General features: G+C 67.5%; 19 protein-coding genes and 4 pseudogenes. 13 read left to right on the top strand and 10 right to left on the bottom strand.

Annotated elements, in window-relative coordinates; genetic code table 11:
- Nucleotide 1: 1 nt before the first annotated feature.
- Entirely contained in the window at nt 2-310 is a 309-nt protein-coding gene (locus WDM94_14420; protein ID MEJ0013777.1) for a metalloregulator ArsR/SmtB family transcription factor, read from the bottom strand.
- Nucleotides 311-375: 65 nt separating this feature from the next.
- Between WDM94_14420 and WDM94_14415 the strand changes: the two genes are divergently transcribed.
- The 5 genes from WDM94_14415 to WDM94_14395 all read left to right on the top strand — a co-directional run bounded on the left by WDM94_14415 (nt 376) and on the right by WDM94_14395 (nt 5,138).
- The gene (locus tag WDM94_14415) at nt 376-1,971 is read left to right on the top strand and encodes a gamma-glutamyltransferase (GenBank protein ID MEJ0013776.1); all 1,596 of its coding nucleotides are present in this window, start codon (nt 376-378) and stop codon (nt 1,969-1,971) included.
- Between the two features lie 227 nt (nt 1,972-2,198).
- Entirely contained in the window at nt 2,199-3,125 is a 927-nt protein-coding gene (locus WDM94_14410) for a DUF1007 family protein (protein MEJ0013775.1), read from the top strand.
- Nucleotides 3,125-3,505 (top strand): hypothetical protein, encoded by a 381-nt coding sequence (locus WDM94_14405; protein ID MEJ0013774.1) that lies wholly within the window; start codon nt 3,125-3,127, stop codon nt 3,503-3,505. Before WDM94_14410 ends, WDM94_14405 begins: the two co-directional genes overlap by 1 nt.
- On the top strand, nt 3,505-4,623 hold the full coding sequence (locus tag WDM94_14400; protein MEJ0013773.1) for a nickel/cobalt transporter: 1,119 nt from the start codon (nt 3,505-3,507) through the stop codon (nt 4,621-4,623). The genes WDM94_14405 and WDM94_14400 overlap by 1 nt, the downstream gene beginning before the upstream one ends.
- A gap of 29 nt (nt 4,624-4,652) precedes the next feature.
- Nucleotides 4,653-5,138 carry a DoxX family protein gene (locus WDM94_14395; protein ID MEJ0013772.1) on the top strand — a complete coding sequence of 162 codons (486 nt, stop codon included), beginning with the start codon at nt 4,653-4,655 and terminating at the stop codon, nt 5,136-5,138.
- Between the two features lie 2 nt (nt 5,139-5,140).
- Here WDM94_14395 and WDM94_14390 read toward each other — a convergent pair whose 3' ends face one another.
- The gene (locus WDM94_14390) at nt 5,141-5,923 is read right to left on the bottom strand and encodes a gamma-glutamyl-gamma-aminobutyrate hydrolase family protein (GenBank protein ID MEJ0013771.1); all 783 of its coding nucleotides are present in this window, start codon (nt 5,921-5,923) and stop codon (nt 5,141-5,143) included.
- Nucleotides 5,924-6,044: 121 nt separating this feature from the next.
- Between WDM94_14390 and hemH the strand changes: the two genes are divergently transcribed.
- The 3 genes and pseudogenes from hemH to WDM94_14375 all read left to right on the top strand — a co-directional run bounded on the left by hemH (nt 6,045) and on the right by WDM94_14375 (nt 8,713).
- Complete coding sequence (hemH, locus tag WDM94_14385) at nt 6,045-7,085, top strand: ferrochelatase (GenBank protein ID MEJ0013770.1); 1,041 nt, start codon at nt 6,045-6,047, stop codon at nt 7,083-7,085.
- A 212-nt stretch (nt 7,086-7,297) separates the two neighbouring features.
- Nucleotides 7,298-8,265: pseudogene (locus WDM94_14380) on the top strand (SPFH domain-containing protein).
- Nucleotides 8,262-8,713, top strand: a pseudogene (locus WDM94_14375) (NfeD family protein). The pseudogenes WDM94_14380 and WDM94_14375 overlap by 4 nt, the downstream one beginning before the upstream one ends.
- Before the next feature lie 3 nt (nt 8,714-8,716).
- Here the strand turns inward: WDM94_14375 and WDM94_14370 are convergent.
- Together WDM94_14370 and WDM94_14365 are read right to left on the bottom strand one after the other, a co-directional pair.
- A pseudogene (locus WDM94_14370) lies at nt 8,717-9,720 on the bottom strand (KpsF/GutQ family sugar-phosphate isomerase).
- 489 nt (nt 9,721-10,209) lie between these two features.
- Complete coding sequence (locus WDM94_14365; protein ID MEJ0013769.1) at nt 10,210-10,401, bottom strand: hypothetical protein; 192 nt, start codon at nt 10,399-10,401, stop codon at nt 10,210-10,212.
- A 71-nt stretch (nt 10,402-10,472) separates the two neighbouring features.
- On the opposite strand from WDM94_14365, the gene WDM94_14360 reads away from it, so the two are divergent.
- Nucleotides 10,473-11,129 (top strand): outer membrane beta-barrel protein, encoded by a 657-nt coding sequence (locus tag WDM94_14360; GenBank protein ID MEJ0013768.1) that lies wholly within the window; start codon nt 10,473-10,475, stop codon nt 11,127-11,129.
- On the opposite strand, the pseudogene WDM94_14355 reads toward WDM94_14360, so the two are convergent.
- Nucleotides 11,084-12,010: pseudogene (locus WDM94_14355) on the bottom strand (UTP--glucose-1-phosphate uridylyltransferase). The gene WDM94_14360 and the pseudogene WDM94_14355 sit on opposite strands and share 46 nt — an antisense overlap.
- Nucleotides 12,011-12,176: 166 nt before the next feature.
- Between WDM94_14355 and galE the strand changes: the two are divergent.
- The 4 genes from galE to WDM94_14335 all read left to right on the top strand — a co-directional run bounded on the left by galE (nt 12,177) and on the right by WDM94_14335 (nt 16,533).
- Nucleotides 12,177-13,169, top strand: a complete 993-nt coding sequence (gene galE / locus WDM94_14350; protein ID MEJ0013767.1) for a UDP-glucose 4-epimerase GalE — start codon at nt 12,177-12,179, stop codon at nt 13,167-13,169.
- A gap of 61 nt (nt 13,170-13,230) precedes the next feature.
- The gene (locus WDM94_14345; protein MEJ0013766.1) at nt 13,231-14,427 is read left to right on the top strand and encodes a lytic murein transglycosylase; all 1,197 of its coding nucleotides are present in this window, start codon (nt 13,231-13,233) and stop codon (nt 14,425-14,427) included.
- An 8-nt stretch (nt 14,428-14,435) separates the two neighbouring features.
- Nucleotides 14,436-15,653 (top strand): SGNH family hydrolase, encoded by a 1,218-nt coding sequence (locus tag WDM94_14340; GenBank protein ID MEJ0013765.1) that lies wholly within the window; start codon nt 14,436-14,438, stop codon nt 15,651-15,653.
- A 133-nt stretch (nt 15,654-15,786) separates the two neighbouring features.
- Nucleotides 15,787-16,533 carry an MBL fold metallo-hydrolase gene (locus tag WDM94_14335; GenBank protein ID MEJ0013764.1) on the top strand — a complete coding sequence of 249 codons (747 nt, stop codon included), beginning with the start codon at nt 15,787-15,789 and terminating at the stop codon, nt 16,531-16,533.
- Between the two features lies 1 nt (nt 16,534).
- Here the strand turns inward: WDM94_14335 and WDM94_14330 are convergent, their stop codons facing one another.
- From WDM94_14330 to gltB, 5 genes are read right to left on the bottom strand one after another with little or no spacing between them, the layout of a single operon-like run.
- Nucleotides 16,535-16,912, bottom strand: coding sequence for a helix-turn-helix transcriptional regulator (locus WDM94_14330; GenBank protein ID MEJ0013763.1), 378 nt, complete (start codon nt 16,910-16,912; stop codon nt 16,535-16,537).
- Nucleotides 16,913-16,921: 9 nt separating this feature from the next.
- Nucleotides 16,922-17,164, bottom strand: coding sequence for a type II toxin-antitoxin system RelE/ParE family toxin (locus WDM94_14325; GenBank protein ID MEJ0013762.1), 243 nt, complete (start codon nt 17,162-17,164; stop codon nt 16,922-16,924).
- A 43-nt stretch (nt 17,165-17,207) separates the two neighbouring features.
- The gene (locus WDM94_14320) at nt 17,208-17,546 is read right to left on the bottom strand and encodes a hypothetical protein (protein ID MEJ0013761.1); all 339 of its coding nucleotides are present in this window, start codon (nt 17,544-17,546) and stop codon (nt 17,208-17,210) included.
- Between the two features lie 3 nt (nt 17,547-17,549).
- The gene (locus WDM94_14315) at nt 17,550-18,968 is read right to left on the bottom strand and encodes a glutamate synthase subunit beta (GenBank protein ID MEJ0013760.1); all 1,419 of its coding nucleotides are present in this window, start codon (nt 18,966-18,968) and stop codon (nt 17,550-17,552) included.
- A 14-nt stretch (nt 18,969-18,982) separates the two neighbouring features.
- Nucleotides 18,983-23,701 (bottom strand): glutamate synthase large subunit, encoded by a 4,719-nt coding sequence (gene gltB, locus WDM94_14310; GenBank protein ID MEJ0013759.1) that lies wholly within the window; start codon nt 23,699-23,701, stop codon nt 18,983-18,985.
- Nucleotides 23,702-23,831 lie beyond the last annotated feature (130 nt).

The following is a 23,831-nucleotide window of genomic DNA, read 5'->3' as shown; positions in this document are numbered from 1 at the left end:
GTTACTCTCCTTCGAGGGCGCGCTTCAGGTCGGCCAGCGCCGCGATCCGCGTGCGTTCGTACTTGCCGATCCAGCGGTCGTAGATCTCGCCGATCGGCGTCGGGTTCAGGTAGTGCAGCTTCTCGCGGCCACGGCGTACCGTCGCCACCAGGTTGGCGTTCTCAAGAATGGCGAGGTGCTTGGTCACCGCCTGCCGCGACATCGCCAGCCGCTCGCACAGTTCGCCGAGCGTCTGGCCGTTGTCGCTGCGCAGCCGGTCAAGGAGCTCGCGTCGCGTGGCGTCGGCGAGTGCCTTGAACACCTCGTCCATGGATCGACCATAGGCAACTAAATAGTTGCATGTCAAGCCGCGTCGTTTCCGGCTAGAAGGGCGCCATGAGCGAGACCGTCGTCGGCGAAAAGGGAATGATCACGGCGCCGCACCGCGCGGCGGCGGAGGCCGGCGCCGCCGTGCTGGCGGAAGGCGGCAACGCGATTGAGGCCATCATCGCGGCTGCCGCGACCATCGCCGTCGTTTATCCGCACATGAACGGCATCGGCGGCGATGCGTTCTTCCTGATCGCGGAGCCGGGCAAGGTGCCGCTGGTCATCGACGCCAGCGGCGCGGCGGGTTCGCTGGCGACGCGCGAGCGTTACGCCAAGGCCGGATATGACACGATCCCGGCGCGCGGCGCCGATGCGGCGCTGACCGTTGCCGGCGCGGTTTCGGGCTGGGCGCTGGCCTTGGAAGCCGCGGCCTCGTTCGGCGGGCGCATTCCGCGCCGCGATCTTCTCGGCGATGCCGTCGCCCGCGCCCGCGAGGGAATATCGGTGCCGCGCTCCCACGCGCGGATGATGAGCGACCATCGGGCGGAGCTGGAGGCTGTGCCCGGCTTCGCGCGGCACTTCTTCGTCGACGGAAAGCCGCCGGAGGCCGGCGCCTCGTTCCGGCAGTCGCGTCTTGCCGATACGCTGGAGCAGATCGCACACGCCGGCTTCGACGATTTCTACCGCGGCGACGTTTCCGCCGAGATCGCCGCCGACCTTGAGGAGGCGGGCGCGCCGGTCACCCGCGCCGATCTCGCCAAGCACGAGGCTCGGGTGCGCCAGCCGCTGTCGCTGCGGCTCAACGATGCGACGCTGTTCAACACTCCGCCGCCGACGCAGGGCATCGCCTCGCTCGTCATTCTCGGCCTGTTCGACCGGCTCGGCGTCAAGCGCGGCGAAAGTTTCGAGCACCACCACGGCCTGATCGAAGCGACGCGGCGAGCCAACGCCGTCCGCGACGCGGTCGTGACCGATCCGGCTTACGGCAGCGAGGTGAAGCCATATCTCGCCGACGCGTGGCTCGATGCGGAGACCGACAAGATCGACCGCAAGCGGGCAGGGGCGGCGGTGACGCTATCGCCGCCCGGCGACACGATCTGGATGGGCGCGATCGACGCCAAGGGGCTCGCGGTGTCGTTCATCCAGTCTATCTTTCACCCATTCGGCTCCGGCCTCGTGCTGCCGCGCACGGGCATCCTCTGGCAGAATCGCGGCGTCAGCTTCTCGCTCGATCCCAAGGCGAAGAATCCGCTGATGCCGGGGCGGAAGCCGTTCCATACGCTGAACCCGGCGCTGGCGCGCTTCAACGACGGCCGCGTGATGGTCTACGGGTCGATGGGTGGCGACGGGCAGCCGCAGTTCCAGGCGCAGGTGTTTACGCGGGCGGCGCGCTTCAGCATGGACCTCGGCGATGCGATTGACGCGCCGCGCTGGCGCGCGGGGCGGACGTGGGGGGAAGGTCCGGCGACGACGACGGTGGTGATGGAGGATCGCTTTGATCCGGACCTCGTCACCGCGCTGGAGCGCGCCGGACACAATGTTACGGTGCTCGGCGAGGGATATTCCGACGGCATGGGCCACGCCGGCGCCGTGGTTCGCCGGGCGGACGGGCGCATTTTTGGCGCCGCCGATCCGCGCGCCGATGGCGCGGCGGTGGGCGGGTAGCCGCCGCTTCCCGGCGAAGGTGAGGGCAGGTCTCTTGCACTAACCGCAGCGGCGCCTTGTATTCGGCACCTGGGTCCCCGCCTTCGCGGGGAAAGCGGACCGGGTGGATTGCACGAGCCAAGCCCCGCCCTCCCGAAAAAGCGGGAAAGATGCGCCACCATGGCGCGCCGGTGAGCCAAGGTTCCGCCGCAGTTATTCGGCGTATGCTCAGCCAACGGGGTGCAGATTTGAACCGATTCCTCCGCCTTCTGCCTTTGGCTGTCGCCGGCATGCTCATCGCCGGGCAGGCGGCGGCGCATCCGCATGTCTGGGTCGACGCCAAGGCCGAGGTGGTGTGGGACGCCAAGGGCGAGATCACCGCGATCCGCCACATCTGGCAGTTCGATCCGGACTTCACCGCCTATGCGACGCTGAACCTCGACGCCAACAACGACGGGCAGCTCAGCGAGGATGAGCTGGGACCCCTGGCGCAGACCAACATGGATGCGCTCAAGGATTACGACTACTTCACGCACCTCTACGTCGGCGGCGACCACAAGAAGATCGCCTTCGCCAAGCCGGAGGAATACTGGCTCGACTTCCATAACAAGCGGCTGACGCTGTTCTACACGCTGCCGCTGGCCAAGCCGCTGGCGCTGCACGGCGCCGCGATGCTCGAGGTCGGCGACCCGGAATATTTCGTCGCCATCAGCTTCGTGAAGAACGCCGAGGTGCATCTCGAAGCGGCGCCCAAGGGCTGCACGGCGACCTACAAGCCGCCGCACGAGCTCGACGCGCAGACGATGACGATCCTCTCGCAGGTGCCGATCGACCAGCGCGACCTGCCGCCCGACCTGGTGCAGGCGGCGTCGCTCTTGTCCAACGTCATCAATCTCAACTGTCCCGGTGGCGCGGCCGGTGCGGTCACGCCACCGCCCAGCGCCGTAGTGCCCGCGCCGCGGCCCGGCCCGGCCGGCACGCTGTCGCCGTCCGATGCGGCGATTCCCGATCCCGCGGCGTCGGCGACGGAGGCCGCGGCTCAGATCGCGCAGAACCAGCCGACCATCGAGATTCCGTCGGAGACGAAGACTGCGCCGGCAGCCCCGCCGGCGCCGAAGCCGGGCTTCTTCGGCTGGCTCGGGCAGGCGTGGCACAACACTTTCGGGGGGAAATGATGAAACGCGAATATTACTTCTGGGTCGCCGCGATCCTGGCGCTGCTGTTCGGGCTGCTGATGTTCTTCGCGCCGGGCACCGCGGCGGGCGCATTCACGCTGACGGCGTCGCCGGACACCGACACGATCTTCCGCGTGCTGGGCTCGGTGATGCTGGGCGTCGCGCTGCTCAATTTTCTCGTCCGCAATCATCCGATGTCGGAAACGCTGAAGGCGGTGCTGTGGGGCAACGCCGCCATCCACGGCATTGGCCTTGTCGGCGACCTGTGGTCGGTGGCGGCGGGCAGCGTGTCTTTCGGCGGCGTCGCAATCGGCCTTGTGGCGCATCTCGTCGTGTTCGCCGGCGCCGCCTACTACCTCTGGCAGCCGGACGCCGCGTGATGTTGCGCCGCCCGGCCGCCTTCGCCGCGCTGCTCGTGCTGCCGGCGGCGGCGCATGCCAGCGGGCCGTTCGGCATCGGCACGCCGGAGCAGGGCGGGGCGGCGTGGTTCGCTGGGCCGCTCGGGCCGTTTTTCATCTGGATCGCGGTCCACCAGTCGCACTTCTATCAGGCGCTGACCGAGGCGCTGACGACGCTGCGCGCCGATCCATGGGGTGTCTGGCTGCTGCTGGCGCTCTCGTTCGCCTACGGCGTTTTCCACGCCGTCGGTCCCGGTCACGGCAAGGCGGTGATCACGTCGTATCTCGTCGCCTCGGGCGACTCGATGCGCCGCGGCGTCGCCATCTCGTTTGCCTCGGCGCTGGTGCAGGCGGCGAGCGCCATCCTGTTCGTGTCGGTGGGCGCGATCCTGCTGCGGCTGACGGCTACGGCGATCACCTTCGCCACCGACTGGGTGGAGATCATCAGCTACGGCGCGATCGCGGTGGTCGGCGCGTGGCTGCTGTGGACGAAGTCTTTCGGTGGCGGGCATCACCACCACCATCATCATCACGTGGAGGCTGTTGCGCGCGCCGACCATGACCATGGCGATCACGATCATGACGACCACGGTCACGAGCATCATGACCACGATCATCACGATCATGATCATGACCATGACCATGACCATGACCATGACCATGACCATGACCATGACCATGACCATGACCATGATGCTCACGATCATGCTCCGGCGACGTCCGGCAAATTCCGCAAGGCGTGGGGCGCGATCCTCGCCGTCGGCATCCGGCCGTGCTCGGGCGCAATCATCGTGCTGGTCTTCGCACTGTCGCAGGGCCTGATCGCGGCCGGCATCGCCGCCACCATCGTGATGGCGCTGGGCACCGGGCTCACCGTCGCGGCGCTGGCGACGCTGGCGGTGTCGGCGCGCGGGGCGGCGCTGCGCTTTGCCGGCGGCGTCGATTCGCCCGTGGCGCACCGCCTGGTGCGGGCGATGGAGATCGGCGGCGCAGCCTGCGTGCTGCTGTTCGGGCTGGTTCTGCTCGGCGGATCGCTGGGCGAACGGCCTGCCGACCTGAGGTTGATCGAAATCAACTCGCGTCGCGGCGGAGGAGCGTAGGGTCGCTCAACAATCCAGCGAGGCGACCCATGTCAAAGACCCAAACCGAACGTGCCCTGATCCTTTTCTTCCGCCTGGCGATGGCGTGGACGTTCCTCTTCGCCGCGTCGCATCAGGTGCTGGTGCCGGGCTGGAGCGTTGCCGGCTTCCTCAACAGCACCAAGACGTTCCACCCGATCTATTCGCTGTTCACCGGCCCCGGCATCGCGCCGTTCCTGTCGTTCCTGGTCGGCTACGGCCACCTGCTCATCGGCCTGTCGCTGCTTGTCGGGCTGTTCGTCCGCGTCAGCGCCGTGTTCGGCATCCTCCTGATGCTGCTCTACTGGACCGCGCACATGGACTTCCCGTACATCAGCGACACCAACAACCTGCTGGTCGACGAGCACATCGTCTTCGCCGGCGTTCTGGTGCTGCTGATCGTCGAGCGGGCCGGTCACGTGTTCGGGCTGGACGGCTGGGCGGAGAAGACAAGCTTCTTCCGCGAGCACCCGAAGCTGATGCCGCTGGTCGCCTGAGCCTACTCGGCGGCTGAAGCAAGACCCGTCCGCAGCGCCATGCGCTTGCGGACGGCATCGCCGAAGGCGGCGAACAGCGCGCGCGAGGGCACGTCGGTGGTCACCCAGTATTCCGGGTGCCACTGAACGCCCAGCGCAAAGGCCGGCGCATTCTTCACGCTCACCGCCTCGATCGTGCCGTCGGGCGCCAAAGCCTCGACGTTGAGGTTCTCGCCGAGGCGGCCGACCGCCTGGCGGTGGAGCGAATTCACCTGATGCGTGCCGGTGCCGAGGATGTGGGCGAGCAGCCCGCCCGGCTTCACATCGACTTCCTGGCGGATGGCGAAGCGCTCCCTCTGGTCGTCGGAGACCGGGGCGCGGTGATCCATGCGGCCGGGCAGCTCCTGCACCTCGGAGACGAGCGAGCCGCCGGCGGCGACGTTGAGCTCCTGCATGCCGCGGCAGACGGCGAACAGCGGCACGCCCTTGGCCAGCGCCTCGCGGATCAGCGGCAGGGTGACCTTGTCGCGGGCCGGATCGTAGGGCTTCGCCGTCTCGGTCTCCGGCTCGCCGTAGTGGGTCGGATTGACGTTGGAGCGGCTGCCCGGGAAGAGCACGCCATCGACGCGCTCGAGCAGCGCCGCGAAATCGAGATTGTCGAGCGAGGGCAGAATCAGCGGCAGGACACCGGCGCCATCGACGAGGGCGCGGAGGTACTGGTCGGCGGCGGCGTGCCAGCGATAGCCGTCGATGTCCTTGACGTCGGCGGCAACGGCCACGAGGGGGATCGGCTGATGGTGCGACATGACCGGAATATATAGCCGAAATCGGCAAAAGAAGCGTCACCGCCGCTGCATGGCATGGCCGCCGGCCGCGGCGCCTTAGCGGTGGACATCGGCGGCTCCCCGCCTATTCTCTCGCCCGCCCATGACGCCGGATTCCCCCGTTCCCAGCCATTTGCCGCCCGGCCACCCGCCGGTGAAGCCAAGCCGCGTCGGCGTGCTCCTGGTCAACCTCGGGTCGCCGTCGGGCACGGACACGGCGTCGGTCCGGCGCTATCTTCGCCAGTTCCTGTCCGACCCGCGCGTCATCGAAATCTGGCGGCCGCTGTGGCTGCTGATTCTCAATCTCGTGATCCTCGTCGTGCGGCCGCCGCGTTCGGCGCACGCCTACCAGCAGATCTGGGACCGCGAGAAGAACGAAAGTCCGCTCATTGTCATCACGCGGCGGCAGAGCGAGAAGCTCGCCGCCAAGCTCGCGGGCGATGGCGTCGTCGTCGACTTCGCCATGCGCTACGGCAAGCCGGCGATCGACGAGCGCGTCGCGGCGCTGCGGGAGGCCGGGTGCGAGCGCATCCTGCTGGCGCCGCTCTATCCGCAATACTCCGCCTCGACGACGGCAACCGCCAACGATGCCGCATTCACCGCGCTGCGCGCCATGCGCTGGGAGCCGGCGGTGCGCACGCTGCCGCCGTACTACGACGATCCCGCCTACATCGATGCGCTGGCGGCGTCGCTCACCCAATCGCTGGCCAAGCTGCCGTTCGAGCCGGAGGTCGTGCTGTCCTCCTTCCACGGCCTGCCGCGCGAGTACCTCAACAAGGGCGACCCCTACTACTGCCAGTGCCACAAGACGACTCGGCTGCTCGCCGAGAAGCTCGGCTGGCGACCAGAGAAACTGCGGCTGGTCTTTCAGTCGCGCTTCGGCCGGGCCGAGTGGCTGCAGCCCTACGCCGACAGGACGATCGTCGAGCTTGCCAAAGCCGGGGTGAAGAAGATCGCGGTCATCATGCCGGGCTTCTCCTCCGACTGCCTCGAGACGCTGGAGGAGATCGCGATCCGCGCGCCGGAGACGTTCCGCAAGAACGGCGGCACCGACTTCGCCGCGATCCCCTGTCTCAACGACAGCGCCGAGGGGATGGCGCTGATCGAGACGCTGGTGCGGCGGGAATTGTCGGGGTGGGTCTAGGCGCTCCTGCGCTGCGGGTGCGGTGAGACACACCCCTCCCCAGGACGCCTTCGGCGTTTTGACCCTCCCACAAGGGGAGGGTTCACCCTTGTTGGAACGCTGTGCTCCACCCAGGGGCTTCCGCGCCTCGTCCCGATTCTCCCTGTTATTCGCCGCTTCCGGTACATACATCGAGGCAAGGCGCGAGAAGCGCCGATTCGCGGGAGGGTGCCATGGGCCTTAGCTGGGTCGTCATCGCCTTGGTGGTGCTGGTCGTGCTGGTGGTGTTCGCCGGCATCAAGACCATCCCGCAGGGCTTACAGTTACACCATCGAAACGCTTCGGCCGCTTCACGCGGACCCTGCAGCCGGGCCTCAACCTGATCGTCCCGTTCATCGACCGCGTCGGCGCGAAGATGAACATGATGGAGCAGGTGCTCGACGTGCCGACGCAGGAGGTCATCACCAAGGACAACGCCACGGTCGCGGTCGATGGCGTCGCCTTCTACCAGGTGATCGACGCGGCGCGCGCGGCCTACGAGGTGAAGGGGCTGCAGAATGCGCTGCTGCAGCTCGTGATGACCAACATCCGCACGTGATGGGGTCGCTCGACCTCGACCAGTTGCTGTCGCATCGCGACGAGATCAACGACCGCCTGCTGCACGTCGTCGATGCGGCGTCGTCGGCGTGGGGCCTCAAGGTCACGCGCATCGAGATCAAGGACATCGTGCCGCCGGCCAACCTGGTCGAGGCGATGGGCCGGCAGATGAAGGCGGAACGCGAGAAGCGCGCCGTCATCCTCGATGCCGAGGGCCTGCGGCAATCCGAAATTCTGAAAGGGAAGGCGAGAAGCAGGCGCTGATCCTGCAGGCCGAAGGCCGGCGCGAGGCGGCATTCCGCGACGCCGAGGCGCGCGAGCGTTCGGCCGAGGCGGAAGCCAAGGCGACCGAGGTGGTGTCGAAGGCGATCGCCGCCGGCGACATCGCGGCGATCAACTATTTCGTGGCGCAGCGGCTACAACCGCCGCGATCCAGGCGCTGGCCTCGGCGCCGAACCAGAAGGTGCTGATGCTGCCGATCGAAGCCTCCGCGCTGATCGGTTCGCTGGCGGGCATCGCCGAGATCGCCAAGGACACGTTCGGCCCAGACGCACGGGCGAACAATGCCCGCAGCGGTCGCGTGCCGCCGACCGGCGGGACCTGAGTCATGCTCGACGTCGTCGCCAGCTCGGGCCGTGGGCGAGGATCATCGCCGGGCTGATCCTGCTCGGTGTCGAGATCCTGGCGCCCGGCAACGTGTTCGTATGGTTCGGCGTCGCGGCCCTGATCACCGGCGGATTCGTGTTCATCACCAACTACGGCTGGCAGGTCGATGCGATCCTGTTCGTCGTGCTGGCGCTGGTTCTGGTGTTCTTCGGCCGGCGCTACTTCGCGCGCGGCGAGGCGAAGAGCGAGCGGCCGTATCTCAACCAGCGCGCCAACGGCCTCGTCGGGCGAGCGCGGTGCTCGACGAGCCGATCGTCGCCGGCCACGGCCGCATCCGCATCGACGATACGACCTGGCGCGTCGTCGGGCCCGACCTCCCGTCGGGGACGCGGATCAGCATCGCGTCGGCGGACGGTGCGATGCTGACGGTGGTGAAGGCCGAGTAGGGCTTACGCGACGCCGATGCGGAGCAGGTCGTGCATGTGCACGACGCCGATCGGCTTGCCGTCGCTGACCACGAACAGCGCGGTGATCTTCGTCTTGTTGAGCAGGTCGAGCGCTGTGCCGACCAGAGCATCGGGCGCGATGGTCTTCGGCGTCTTGGGTCATCACGGCATCGACCTTGCGGCTCAGTTGATCCGGCGCGCCGAGGTTACGGCGCACGTCGCCGTCGGTGATGATGCCCACCAGCTTGCCGCGCGGGTCGATAATGCCGACGCAGCCCAGCCGCTTCTCGCCGATGATCATGATCGCCTCGCCCATGGTCGCGCCGGCCGCGATCAGCGGCATGGCGTCGCCGTCGTGCATGACATCGCGGACGAAATGGAGGCTGGCGCCGAGGCGGCCGCCGGGGTGGAGGACGTGGAAATCTTCCGCGGAGAAGCCGCGATCCTCGAGCAGCGCGATCGCCAGCGCGTCGCCGAGGGCGAGCTGCATCAGCGTCGAGGTCGTCGGCGACAGGCCGTGCGGGCAGGCCTCCTCGGCGCGCGGCAGGAGCAGCACGATGTCGGACTTGCGGCCAAGCGCGCTGTCGGCGGCGGCGGTCATGGCGACCAGCGGAATGCGGAAGCGGCGCGAATGCTCGACGACGGCGCGCAGTTCGGCAGACTCGCCGGACCACGACAACGCGACGATGACGTCGTCGGGCGTGACCCTGCCGAGGTCGCCGTGGCTTGCCTCGGCGGGTGTGACGAAGAAGGCCGGTGTGCCGGTCGAGGCCAAGGTCGAGGCGACCTTGCGGGCGACGTGGCCCGCTCTTGCCGACGCCGGTGACGATGACGCGGCCCCTGGCGACGCGGATCAGCGCGACGGTCTCGGCGAAGGGGGCGGCGAGGCCGTTCGCCAGCGCCGCGGCGAGCGCGTCGAGGCCGGCGCGCTCGGTCGAGAGTGTGCGGAGCGCCGATGCGGCGGCGCCGTCGCTCGGTTTGGCCTTGGTCTTGGCTGAGGTCGCCACGGGGAAATCCTTGATGTTGCGAACGGTTTAGCAGCTTTGCCCGGCCGCCGGAACCGACCGCGGGAGACGGCCGGCAACCTTGCGTTAACCATCAATCTTTACAATTCGGCAAGGATATCCGCCCTTTTGGCCAAAGGCCCGCCGATGCGCGTCCCGATTTTTCTGCTGATCGCGCTGGCCGCCACGGGAGCGTCGGCTCAGGACCTTCGGGCTGCGCCCGGGCATTCCGGCGGTGGATCCGGCCACGACCGCGGCGATCACGCCGCCGCCCGCGCCAGCCAAGGAAGACATCGACCCGTACGAGGCGCTCGGCATCCGGGCCGGCGGCTTCATCCTCTACCCGACGCTGACCGTCACAGGCGGCTACACGACCAACGCCTCGGCAGAGCGCGGGGCGGCGGGCGGCTCGACCTTCGGCATCGTCGCGCCGGAGCTGCTCATCCAGTCCGACTGGGACCGGCACGAATTCACACTGACGGCGAAGGGCGCCTACGAGAAATTCTTCGACGGCACGACGGCGGACAAGCCGAGCGCCTCGGCCGACGCCACCGGTCGCATCGACCTCGCCAACGACTGGACGGCCGACGTTGCCGCCGGCGTGTCCACCAGCCTCGACGATATCCCGACCGGCGCCGACACCGCGCCGACGGTGACCGGGCTCACCTCATCGGCCGCGCTCAACGGCAACTTCGGGCGCGTCAAATTCACGGTGGAGGGGACCACCGACCGGTCTGTCTACGGCGACGCGCAGCTTGCCGGGGCGCCGGTCGATCAAGGCGACCGCACGAACACCGTCTTCGGCGGGCGGCTTCGCGTCGGCTACGACGCGACGGCGTCGCTGTCGCCGTTCGTCGAGGGCGAGGTCGACCGCCGCGCCTACGATCGCCAGACCGACACCAGCTCCTGCAGCGCTCGAGCACCGGCACGCGCTCCGCGCCGGCATCACCTTCGATCACGGGCCGCTGATCACCGGCGAGATCGCGCTCGGCACCCGGCAGGAAGACTTCGACGACGCGTCGCTCGGCACCATCCAGGCGTTCACGGTCGACGGCAACCTCGTCTGGGCGCCGACGGCGCTGACGACCGTGACATTCGATACGGCGACCACGGTCAACCCGAACACCGATCCGGCGTCGTCCGGCTCGGTGGTGCACGACAACTCCGTCGAGGTCGCCTACGCCTGGCGCGACAACGTTACGTTCACCGGCACGGCCAGCGTCAGCAACGAAGCGTTCCAGGGCACGGGCGAGAACGACAATACCTATGACGCCGGCCTCGCCGCGACGTGGAAGATCAACCGCGCCCTCCAGCTCACCGCCGGCTATACGCACGAGTGGTACGTAAGCTCCGACCCGTCGACCAACTACGAGTCGGATGCGGTGCGGGTGGAACTCCGCGCCCAGCGCTGATCCGCTTCCCGGCGAGCGTGGGTTAGCGGCCGCTCTTGCCGAGCAATACACGGATCTCGGCGGCGAGCGCCGGGGCCGAACTCGTCGCGCTCCAGCCCGAAGGCGACGTTGGCGGCGAGGAAGCCGATCTTGGAGCCGCAGTCGAAGGTGCGGCCCGTGAAGCGGCTGCCGTAGAAGGCGTCCGTCTCCGCCAGCTTCTTCATCGCGTCGGTCAACTGGATCTCGTTGCCGGCGCCGCGCTGCTGGCGGGCGAGGTGCTCGAAGATCGCCGGCTGCAGGATGTAGCGGCCGTTGATGTAGAGATTCGACGGCGCGACTTTCGGGTCGGGCTTCTCGACCATCGACGTGATGCGGAAGGCGCTGGTGCCGGCCTTCTCGCCGACGCCGACGATGCCGTATTGCGCGGTGAGCGCCGGGTCGCATTCCTCGACCGCGATGACGTTGCCGCCGGTCTCTTCGTAGACGGCGACCATCTGCGCCAGGCAGCCGGGCTTGCCCTGCATGATCATGTCGGGGAGCAGCACGGCGAACGGCTCGTCGCCGACCAGATCGCGCGCGCACCACACGGCATGGCCGAGGCCCAGCGGCACCTGCTGGCGGGTGAAGCTGGTGGCGCCGGGGGGCGGGAGGTCGCGGGCCAGTTCCTTCAGCGCGTCGGTCTTGCCGCGGTCGCGCAGCGATGCTTCGAGCTCGACCTGGATGTCGAAGTGATCCTCCAGCACCGACTTGTTGCGGCCGGTGACGAAGATGCAATGCTCGATGCCGGCGGCGCGGGCTTCGTCGACGACGTACTGGATGAGCGGCCGGTCGACGACGGTGAGCATCTCCTTCGGCATCGCCTTGGTGGCGGGAAGGAAGCGGGTGCCGAGGCCGGCGACGGGGGAAAACGGCTTTGCGGATGGGCGCGTGCATCGGGGCCTTGGCTATCACGAACGCGGCGAAATCTGTCTCATTGCCGGAAAGCTACCGTCAACAATCTATGCCTATGGTTACGCCGTCGCGGAAGGCCCCCGGTGAAGTTTCACCTCACTTAAAACGAGTTTCAAAATGAGCGTCCTGGTCACCGGCGGTGCGGGCTACATCGGCAGTCACATGGTGTGGCAGCTCGTCGATGCCGGCGAGGAGGTCGTCGTCCTCGACAATCTGTCGACGGGTTTCAAGTGGGCGGTGGCGCCGGAGGCGAAGCTGATCCACGGCGACGTCGGCGACGAGGACCTCGCCGGCCGCATCATCGCCGAGCACAAGGTCGACGCGATCATCCATTTCGCCGGCTCGATCATCGTGCCGGAATCCGTTTCGGATCCGCTGAAGTATTATTTCAACAACACCGTCAGATCGCGCGCGCTCATCGCCGCCGCGGTGAAGGGCGGCGTGCGCCACTTCATCTTCTCATCGACCGCCGCCGTCTACGGCACGCCGTCCGTCTCGCCGGTGCCGGAAAACGCCGTGCTGATGCCGGAGTCGCCCTATGGCCGCTCGAAGCTGATGACCGAGTGGATGCTCGCCGACACGGCCGCGGCGCACGATCTCAAGTATGTCGCGCTGCGCTACTTCAACGTCGCCGGCGCCGATCCCAAGGGACGCACCGGGCAATCGACCAGGGGCGCGACGCACCTGATCAAGGTCGCGTCGGAGACCGCGCTCGGCAAGCGCCACGATATGACGGTGTATGGCACCGACTACGCGACGCCCGACGGCACGTGCGTGCGCGACTACATCCACGTCAGCGATCTCGCCGCGGCGCACTCGGCGGCGCTGGCGCATCTCCGTTCTGGCGGGGCGAGCCTTATCGCCAACGCCGGCTATGGGCGCGGCTATTCGGTGCTGCAGGTGATCGACACGGTGAAGCGGGTGAGCGGCCGCGACCTCAAGGTGATCCTCGGCGATCGCCGGCCGGGGGACCCGACCTCGATCGTCGCCGATCCCTCGCTGATCCGGGCGACGTTCGGCTGGAAGCCGGCGCACGACAATCTCGACGAGATCGTCGCCAATGCGGTCGCCTGGGAAACGACATTGGCGCGCCGAAACGCGCGGGACTAGGCGCCGCCCGGCTTTCGCCGCAAGGCAGTGCTAGGGTTTCGGCCGAATCGGAACCCTGACGATGCGCTTCGCCAGCCTCATCGCCGCCGCCGTTATCGCCGCGTTTGCGGCGGCGCCTGCCGCTGCGCAGACGCCGGCCGAGTGGGTCGCCGCCTTCTGGCCGACCGCCAAGGCCGCCGGGATCAAGAAGCCGGTCTACGACCAGGCGCTCGGCAATTTCCAGCCCGACCCGGACGTCATCAAGCGGGCCGGGTCGCAGGCCGAATTCAACATGGCGATCTGGAACTACATGGACCAGATGGTCTCCGACCAGCGTATCGCGCAGGGCGCGGCGGCCATGATGGCGAACGACAAGGTGCTGGCGCGGATCGAGCAGCGCTATGGCGTCGATCGCTACGTGGTGCTGGCAGTGTGGGGCATCGAAAGCCACTACGGCGAGATTTTCTCCAATCCCAAACTGTTCAAGCAGACGGTTCCGTCGCTGGCGACATTGGCGTACTCGGGCGGGCGGCTGGCGAAATTTGGCCGCCAGCAGCTCCTCGTCGCTCTGAAGATTTTCCAGCGCGGCGACGTCACGCTTGCCGGCATGATCGGGTCATGGGCCGGCGCGATGGGGCAGACGCAGTTCATCCCGACGACCTTCGATGCGTACGCGGTGGATTTCGACGGCGACGGCCGGCGCAACATCTGGACCTCCAACGCCGACGCGCTGGCTTCGACGGCGAATTATCTCCGCGCCTCCGGCTGGCAGAGCGGTGCGACGTGGGGCTACGAGGTCGTGGTGCCGGACAGCTACGACATCAAGAAGGGCGGCACGCATGCGCTCGCCTGGTGGGCGGAGCGCGGCGTCGTGCGCGTCGCCGGCCGCTCGTTCCCGCGCAAGACCGACAACGCGACGCTCTACCTGCCGAACGGGCGCGCCGGGCCGGCGTTCCTGATCCTGAAAAATTTCAGCGTCATCAAGCGCTACAACAACTCCAACTCCTATGCCCTTGCCGTCGGTCACCTTTCCGACCGGCTGGAGGGCGGCGGCGAATTCGTTGGCCAGTGGCCCGAGCACGAGAAGCCGTTTTCGCTCGATGAGGCGAAGCGCATGCAGGCGGCGCTGACCACGGCCGGCTATTATTCCGGCAACATCGACGGCGACCTCGGCAGCGGCAGCCGCGAAGCCATCCGCAACCTGCAGCGGAAGCTCGGACTCAACCCGGACGGCGTCGCTACCCGCGCCCTGTTGCAGCGGCTGGAGAGCGGCAAGTAGGATCGGCCATGGTCAGTCGCGTTGCCCATGTCGTTCTGCTGGTGCTGGCGTTCGCCGTCGCGGCGCCGGAGCTTGCGTCCGCGCAGACGCCGCCGGCCGATGTCAGTGGCGGGCAGGGCCAGGCGCCGCCCAAGCGCGGCGGTTTCCTCGAGATGCTGTTCGGGCCAAGTTTGCTGCGGCCCTTCCGTCCCGAGCCCGGACCGGGCAACGGGTTCCTGCCGCCGCCGCAGCTTGCGCCGCCGCAGCCGGCCGAACCGCCGGTGCCGACCGTGGAGATCCTGCCCAAGGACAAGAACGCCAAGAAGATCCTGGTGATCGGCGATTTCGTCGCCGGCGGCCTTGCCTGGGGTCTCGACCAGATGTTCGCCGACGAAACCAAGCTTGCCGTGGTCGACGATTCCAACACCAATTCGGGGCTGGTGCGCGCCGAGTTCTACGACTGGAACGCCGAGCTGCCGAAGATTCTGAACGACCAGCGGCCGGACATCATCGTCGTGGCGCTCGGCGCCAACGACCGCCAGCAGATGCGCATCGGCAAGGACCGCATCGCGCCGCATTCCGACACATGGGAGGCGACCTACGTGGCGCGGGTCAAGGGCATCGCGGACACGCTCAAGGTCTACGGGCGGCCGTTCTTCTGGGTGAGCGCGCCGCCGATGCGGCTGGCGGCCGCCGGTCGCGACATGGTCTACCTCAACGCGTTCTTCACCGATGCGGTCGAGGAGGCGGGCGGCCACTTCGTCGACATCTGGAACGGCTTCACCAGCGACGAGGGCAACTACATCTCGTCCGGTCCCGACGTCGATGGCCAGCTCCGGGCGCTGCGCGCCGCCGACGGCATCAACTTCACGCGCGCCGGCCGGCTGAAGCTCGCCTTCTACGTCGAGCGCGAAATCCGCCGGCAGACCGGCATCGGCGCCGGCGCGGTCGACCTACTGACCTCGACCAACCAGAACAGCCAGATCGAAGTGGGGCCGGACGGAAAGAAGCGCCTCGTCGGTCCGGTGATCTCGCTGACCGATCCGCGCCCGGGCGCCAGCGACGCCCTCGCCGGCGCGCCTGATCCGCTGCCCGAGGTGGCGCGCGAGGAGGAGACGCCGCAATACCGGATGATCGTCAAGGGCGCGGCGCTGCCGACGGTGGCGGGCCGCGCGGACGATTTCACTTGGCCGCCGCCGGCGACGCCGGCTGCCGCGCCGGCCGGCAGCCCGCAGGCGGCGAACTAGCGGCCGTTCGGCGCGCGATTTTTGTTGCGTAAAAATTGTGTGAGGCGCCGCGTTTTTTCCGCCACGCGCTCGTGATCCCGCCGTCGCATTCCCGTTGCTAGTCTCGCGCGACCGACAACAGGGAGACCGACCGATGACCCTCCGCCTCGCCGCCGTCTTTGCCGCGGCCACGCTCGCCACCTCCGCTGCGCTCGCGCAGAGCGACGATACGCTGGCGACCAGCGCCGGCGACGTCGCCATCCATGCCATCCATCACGCGGCGCTGACGCTGACCTTCAACGGGACGACGATCCTCGTCGATCCGGCGCCGCTCGGCCAGAACGCCGACCCGGCCGAGTTCACCGCGCTGCCGGCGCCGGCGCTGATTCTCGTCACGCACGATCACGGCGATCATTTCAACGTGCCGATCCTGCAGGCGGTGTCGGCCAGCGCCACGATCGTCGCGCCGCAGGCGGTGTTCGACAAGATGCCCGACGATCTCAAGGCCAGGACCAAGGTGATGAAGAACGGCGACAAGCTGGAAGTCGCCGGTATCCCGATCGAGGCGGTGCCCGCCTACAACACGACGCCGGAGCGGCTGAAGAACCATCCGAAGGGCGTCGGCAACGGCTATGTGCTGACCTTTGGCGACAAGCACGTCTACATCGCCGGCGACACCGAGGGCACGCCCGAGATGCTCGCGCTCACCGGCATCGACGTGGCCTTCCTGCCGATGAACCTGCCATACACGATGAGCATCGATCAGGCCGCCGACGCAGTGAAGGCGTTCAAGCCGAAGGTGGTCTATCCGTATCACTCGCAGGGCAGCGACGTGGCGGCGTTCAAGGCGAAGGTCGGCGACGCTGCCGACGTGCGGCTGTTGCAGTGGTATCCGAGCTAGATCAATCGATCAGACGATCGATCGGAACCTTCAAGGCGGAGGCGATCGAGCGAAGGGCGGCCGGTGTCCCCGTGCGCCGGCCGGTTTCGATATCCGAGATGTGGCCCTGGCTCAGCCCGGTCCTGGAGGCCAGGTATATCTGGGTGACGTTGCGCCATTCGCGAAGAACGCGGATGGCGTTTTCGCTGGCCAGCCGGTCCACGACCTGCTTTGGCAACTGCGGTGCGCCGTCCGCGATCTCGCGGCGGCCCGCTGCGACCAGGCGCGCCGTTGCCGTGTCTTCGTCGGCCTCCGCCGCCTTGGCTACCAGCGTGTCGTATTCCTTGCGCGGAAGGATCGCGACTTCACCCTTGCGTGTCTTCTGGAAGCGGACATTCATTCCGGTCTCCTAGTCATTAATTTCCCGGCGATGGCCGACCGCCACAACCACGATGCCCTTGTCCGATTCATCAAAAATAACGCGCCAGTCTCCGACCCTCAGGCGTGCTCCCGCTCGCCCCTTCAGGCGTTTGACATCGCCAGCGCCCGTCCCGGCATAGGCCGTAAGACGTGCGTCGATGCGCTTGTGCGTCTGTGCCGCGAGCTTGATCCACTGGCGCGTTGCTGACGGCGTGAACAAAATCGACTTCACGGCGGATTATCGCATATCGCGATATTCGCTGCGACTCGCTGCACTACGGGATCGGCATAGCCTGGTACTGCCGCAACGGCGCGCGGATGGAGTCGTTGCCGTAGGTGATGACGAGGTCGGTCGTGCCGAACACCCGGTAGGTGTACTCGACGGCCTCGCGACACTCGTCGAGCCAGTCCTTGTTGAGCAGGTGGAGGCTGAACGCGGATTTCGCGTCGATGCCGAACTGGCGCGCGATCTCGGCGTCGAAGCGGCCGAGGTGGGCGTCGCTGACGTAGAGGACGCCGCCGAACCACTCCGGATGCTCGCGGCGCATGTAGTCGATGCGCCGCTGGGCGTCCGTGATCGACAGCCGGCAATGTCCGGTGAAGTCGATCGACATGGCCTACCGCGGCAGGGTGGTCTCGCCCATCAGGAACTCGTCGACGCCGCGGGCGCACTGGCGGCCTTCGCGGATCGCCCAGACGACCAGCGACTGGCCGCGGCGCATGTCGCCGCACGAGAAGATCTTCTCGCCGCTCGCCTTGTACGACTTCATGTCGGCGAGCACGTTGCCGCGCTTGTCGAGATCGACGCCGAGGTCCTTGATCATCCCGTCCTGCACCGGGCCGAGGAAGCCCATGGCGAGCAGCACGAGATCGGCCTTGAGCACGAACTCGGAGCCGGGGATCGGCTGGAACTTGTCGTCGGCGCGGGCGCAGTGCAGCGCCTTGACCTTGCCGTCCTCGCCCTCGAAACGGACGGTGGCGACGGCGAAATCGCGCTCGGCGCCTTCCTCCTGCGAGGAGGAGGTGCGCATCTTCATCGGCCAGTTCGGCCAGGTGAGGAGCTTGTTTTCCTTCTCCGGCGGGCGCGGCATGATCTCGATCTGCGTCACGGAGAGGGCGCCGTGGCGGTTCGACGTGCCGATGCAGTCGGAGCCGGTGTCGCCACCCCCGATGACAACGACGTGCTTGCCGCTGGCGAGTATCGGCATGACGTTGCCGAGCGGCTCGTCGCTGACGCGGCGGTTCTGCTGCGGCAGGAACTGCATGGCGAAATGGATGCCGTCCAGCTCGCGGCCGGGGATCGGCAGGTCGCGCGGCTTCTCGGCGCCGCCGGCGAGCACGACGGCATCGTGCATCTTGAGCAGGTCGGCGACGTCCATCTCGATGCCGACATGGACGTTGGTGTGGAAGTCGACGCCCTCGGCTTCCATCTGCGCGACGCGGCGGTCGAGATGGATCTTCTCCATCTTGAAATCGGGGATGCCGTAGCGGAGCAGGCCGCCCGCCTTGGCGTTCTTCTCGTAGACGTGGACGTCATGGCCGGCGCGGGCGAGTTGCTGGGCGCAGGCGAGGCCGGAGGGGCCGGAGCCGACGACGGCGACCGACTTGCCGGTGCGGCGGGCGGCGACCTGCGGCTTGATCCAGCCTTCCTGCCAGCCGCGATCGACGATGGCGCATTCGATCGTCTTGATGGTCACCGGCGCGTCGGTGAGGTTCAGCGTGCACGACGCCTCGCAGGGCGCCGGGCAGATGCGGCCGGTGAACTCCGGGAAGTTGTTGGTCGAGTGCAGGTTGATCAGCGCCCGCTGCCAGTCGCCGTGATAGACGAGGTCGTTCCAGTCGGGGATCTGGTTGTTGACCGGGCAGCCGCTGTGACAAAACGGAATGCCGCAATCCATGCAGCGCGAGGCCTGCTCGCGCGTCGCCTCGGTCGACAGCGGAATGGTGAATTCGCGGTAGTGGCGAATACGATCGGCGGCGGGCGCGTACTTGCGGTCGCGCCGATCGACTTCGAGGAACCCGGTTACCTTGCCCATCTCAACTCTGCTTCTTACTCGCCGGCGAGCCGCATGGGCACGGCCTCTTGTGCCTTCAGTTCGGCCAGCGCACGGCGGTACTCGACCGGCATGACCTTCTTGAACTTCGGCAGGTACGCGTTCCAGTTGTCGATGATCGTCTTGGCGCGCTCGGAGTCGGTGAAGCGGGCGTGCTTGGCGATCAGCATGTAGAGGCGCGAGGCGTCGTTGCCGCTCATGTCGGACAACACATCGACCAGCCCCATGAATTCGAGGTCGCCGCTCTGGTGCTGCAGCCGCTCGAGCAGCTCGTCCTCCTCGGGCACGGGTTCCAGCGCGACCATCGCCATGTTGCAGAGCGAGGCGAACGTATCGTCCTCGTCCAGCACATAGGCGATGCCGCCCGACATGCCGGCCGCGAAGTTCCTGCCCGTCTTGCCGAGCACGACGACAACGCCGCCGGTCATGTATTCGCAGCCGTGGTCGCCGGTGCCTTCGACGACGGCGATGGCGCCGGAGTTGCGCACGGCGAACCGCTCGCCGGCGACGCCGCGGAAGTAGGCTTCGCCCTTGATGGCGCCGTAGAGCACGGTGTTGCCGATGATGATCGAGTCTTCCGGCACGATGCCGGAGTCGGCCGGCGGGCGGATCGAGATGCGGCCGCCGGACAGGCCCTTGCCGACGTAGTCGTTGGCCTGGCCGACGAGATCGAGCGACACGCCCGACGCCAGCCAGGCGCCGAAGCTCTGGCCGCCGGTGCCGGTGAGGCTGACGGCGATGGTGTCGTCGGGCAGGCCGGCGTGGCCGTAGCGCTTGGCGACTTCGCCGGACAGCATGGCGCCGGCCGAGCGGTCGGTGTTGGCGATCTTGGCCGTAATCTTCACCGGCTTGCGCGTCTCCAGCGCAGCCTTCGCCTCGGCGATCAGCCTGCGGTCGAGGATATCGTGGATCGGGTGGTTCTGCTTCTCGTTGTGCACGATCGACACGCCTTCCGGCGCCGTCGGCTTGTGAAACAGACGCGAGAAGTCGAGGCCCTTCGCCTTCCAGTGCGAAATGGCGGCGGACTTGTCGAGCATCTGCATCTGGCCGACCATCTCGTCGAACCTGCGGTAGCCGAGCTCGGCCATGATCTCGCGCACTTCCTCGGCGACGAAGAAGAGATAGTTGATGACGTGCTCGGGCTTGCCGGTGAAGCGCTTGCGCAGCACGGGGTCCTGCGTCGCGACGCCGGTCGGGCAGGTGTTGAGGTGGCACTTGCGCATCATGATGCAGCCGGCGGCGATCAGCGGCGCCGTCGCCATGCCGAATTCATCGGCGCCGAGCAGCGCGCCGACAACGACGTCACGGCCGGTGCGGATGCCGCCGTCGACCTGCACGGCGATGCGGCCGCGCAGGCGATTGCGGACCAGAGTCTGGTGCGTCTCGGAGAGGCCGATCTCCCACGGGGAACCGGCATGCTTCAGCGAGGTGAGGGGGGCCGCGCCGGTGCCGCCCTCGTAGCCCGAGATGGTGACGTGATCGGCGCGCGCCTTGGCGACGCCGGCGGCGACCGTGCCGACGCCGACCTCGGAGACGAGCTTCACCGATACCTGGCCCGTCGGGTTGACGTTCTTCAGGTCGAAGATGAGCTGCGCCAGGTCCTCGATCGAATAGATGTCATGGTGCGGCGGCGGCGAGATTAGGCCGACGCCGGGCGTCGAATGGCGCACGCGGGCGATGGTCGCATCGACCTTGTGGCCCGGCAACTGGCCGCCTTCGCCGGGCTTCGCGCCCTGCGCCATCTTGATCTGCATCATGTCTGAGTTGACGAGATACTCGGTGGTCGCGCCGAAGCGGCCGGAGGCGACCTGCTTGATGGCGGAGCGCATCGAGTCGCCGTTCGGCAGCGGCTTGTAGCGGTCGGATTCCTCGCCGCCCTCGCCGGTGTTCGACTTGCCGCCGATGCGGTTCATCGCGATTGCCAGCGTCGTGTGCGCCTCGCGGCTGATCGAGCCGTAGCTCATCGCGCCGGTCGAGAAGCGCCTGACGATGTCCTTCGCCGCCTCGACTTCGTCGAGCGGCACGGGCGCGCGGCCGTCTTCCGCCGCCGTCTTGATGCGGAAGAGGGAGCGGATGGTGAGGAACTTGTCCTCGCCCTCGTAGACCATCTTCGAGAATTCGCGGTACTTGTCGCGCGCGTTGCCGCGGGCGGCGTGCTGCAGCGCCGCCACTGTCTCGGAGCGCCAGACGTGCGCCTCGCCGCGGAAGCGGAACTGATAGTCGCCGCCGACCTCGAGGTTGTCCTGCAGGATCGGCGACAGGCCGAAGGCGTCGCGGTGACGGCGGAGCGTCTCCTCGGCGATCTCGGTGAGGCCGACACCTTCGATCGTGGTCGCGGTGCCGGTGAAGTACTTCTTCACGAACGCGCTCGACAGGCCGATGGCGTCGAAGATCTGCGCGCCGCAATACGACTGGTAGGTCGAGATGCCCATCTTGGACATCACCTTCAGGATGCCCTTGCCGATCGACTTGATGTAGCGGTGCACGACCTCGTGGGCGTCGACTTCCTTCGGCAGGTCGCCCTGCATCGCGGTCAGCGTCTCGAAGGCGAGGTACGGGTTGATCGCCTCGGCGCCATAGCCGGCGAGCACCGCGAAATGATGGATCTCACGGGCGTCGCCGGTCTCGACGACGAGGCCGACGGAGGTGCGCTGGCCGTCGCGGATCAGGTGATGGTGCACGCCGGCGGTTGCGAGCAGCGACGGGATCGCGATGCGGTCCGGGCCGACCATGCGGTCCGATAAAATGATGATGTTGAAGCCATCCTTCACCGCCTGGCTGGAGGCGGCGCAGAGCGCGTGCAGCGCCTTCTCCATGCCGGCGGCGCCGTCGCGCGCGGGATAGGTGATGTCCAGCGTCTTCGACTGGAACGGGTTGTCGTCCATGGCGCCGATCGCGCGAATCTTCTCGAGGTCCTCGTTGGCGAGGATCGGCTGGTGCACCTCGAGGCGCTTGCGCTTGCCGGCGCCGGTCAGGTCGAGCACGTTCGGACGCGGTCCGACGAACGAGACGAGGCTCATCACGAGCTCTTCGCGGATCGGATCGATCGGCGGGTTCGTCACCTGCGCGAAGTTCTGCTTGAAGTAGGTGTAGAGCAGCTTCGACTTGTCGGAGAGGGCGGAGATCGGCGCGTCGTTGCCCATGGAGCCGACGGCCTCCTGGCCGGTCGTCGCCATGGGCTCCATCAGCGTCTTCAGGTCTTCCTGCGTGTAGCCGAACGCCTGCTGGCGATCGAGCAGCGACACGTCGCTCCTGACCGGATGCGGCTCGACCTCGGGCAGGTCCTCGAGCTGGATCTGGGTGCGGCCCAGCCACTTCTGGTACGGGTGTGCCTTGGCGAGGCTCGCCTTGATCTCGTCGTCGCCGACGATGCGGCCTTCCTTGAGGTCGATCAGCAGCATCTTGCCGGGCTGCAGGCGCCACTTGCGGACGATGCGCGACTCCTCGACCGGCAGCACGCCGGCTTCCGAGGCCATGATCACCTCGTCGTCCTTGGTCACCATGTACCGGGCAGGGCGCAGGCCGTTGCGGTCGAGCGTCGCGCCGATCTGTTTGCCGTCGCAGAACGCGATCGCGGCGGGGCCGTCCCACGGCTCCATCAGGGCGGCGTGATACTCGTAGAAAGCACGCCGCTCCTCGTCCATGAGCGGGTTGCCCGCCCAGGCTTCGGGGATCAGCATCATCGCGGCGTGCGGCAGCGCGTAGCCGCCGCGCACGAGAAATTCGAGCGCGTTGTCGAAGCAGGCGGTGTCGGACTGGCCCTCGTAGGAGATCGGCCAGAGCTTGGTGATGTCGTCGCCGAACAGCGGCGAGGTCACCGACGCCTGCCGCGCCGCCATCCAGTTGACGTTGCCGCGCACGGTGTTGATCTCGCCGTTGTGGCAGACGAACCGGTAGGGGTGGGCGAGGCGCCACGACGGGAAGGTGTTGGTCGAGAAGCGCTGGTGGACCAGCGCCAAGGCCGACTCGAACTCGGGCACTTGCAGGTCGAGGTAATAGGCGCGAAGCTGCGCCGCCAGGAACATGCCCTTGTAGACCACGGTGCGGCACGACATCGACACGATGTAGAAGTCGTTCTGCAGCCCGGAATACTTGTCGAAGATGCGCGCCGAGATGACCTTGCGCACGATGTAAAGCCTGCGCTCGAAAGCCTCCTCGTCGGCGACGTCCTTGCCGCGACCGATGAACACCTGGCGGTGCATCGGCTCGGTGACCGCGATCTCCGGGGCCTTCGACAGGCCGGAGTTGTCGATCGGCACGTCGCGCCAGCCGAGGAACACCTGGCCCTCCTCGACGATGACCTGCTCGACGATCTTCTCCATCGCCGAACGCATCGCGGCGTCCTTCGGCATGAAGATGTGGCTGACAGCATATTGCCCAAGCGCAGGCAGGGCGAAGCCGGCGCGCTTTGCCTCGGCCGCGAAGAAGGCATGCGGGATCTGCACCATGATGCCGGCGCCGTCGCCCATCAGCGGGTCGGCGCCGACGGCGCCGCGATGCTCGAGGTTCTCGAGAATCTTGAGGCCGTCCTCGACGATCTTGTGCGAGCGCTTGTCCTTCAGGTTGACGATGAAGCCGACGCCGCAGGAGTCGCGCTCGTGGGCCGGGTCGAACAGGCCCTCGGCGATGCCGGTCAGCGGATAGCCGGCGGTTTTGGCAGCGGAAGCCTTCGCTTCGGCCGCCAATTGCGCTCCATCCTTCCGGACCGTTTCCATCGTCGCCCTCACAGTCCCCGGGCGCCAGGCGCGCGGGGTTTTCCGTTCATCTTTGTCGATAGGCCGCCAGCGCGGCCAAAGCTCGACTTCCTCCCTGCGATCCGCGCAGTCCCCGTGCCGGCCGCCAATT

The organism is Bauldia sp. (assembly GCA_037200845.1).
Classification (GTDB): domain Bacteria; phylum Pseudomonadota; class Alphaproteobacteria; order Rhizobiales; family Kaistiaceae; genus DASZQY01.
The sequence above is the reverse complement of the archived record's forward strand: the minus strand, read 5'-3'. Positions and strand labels throughout refer to the sequence as shown.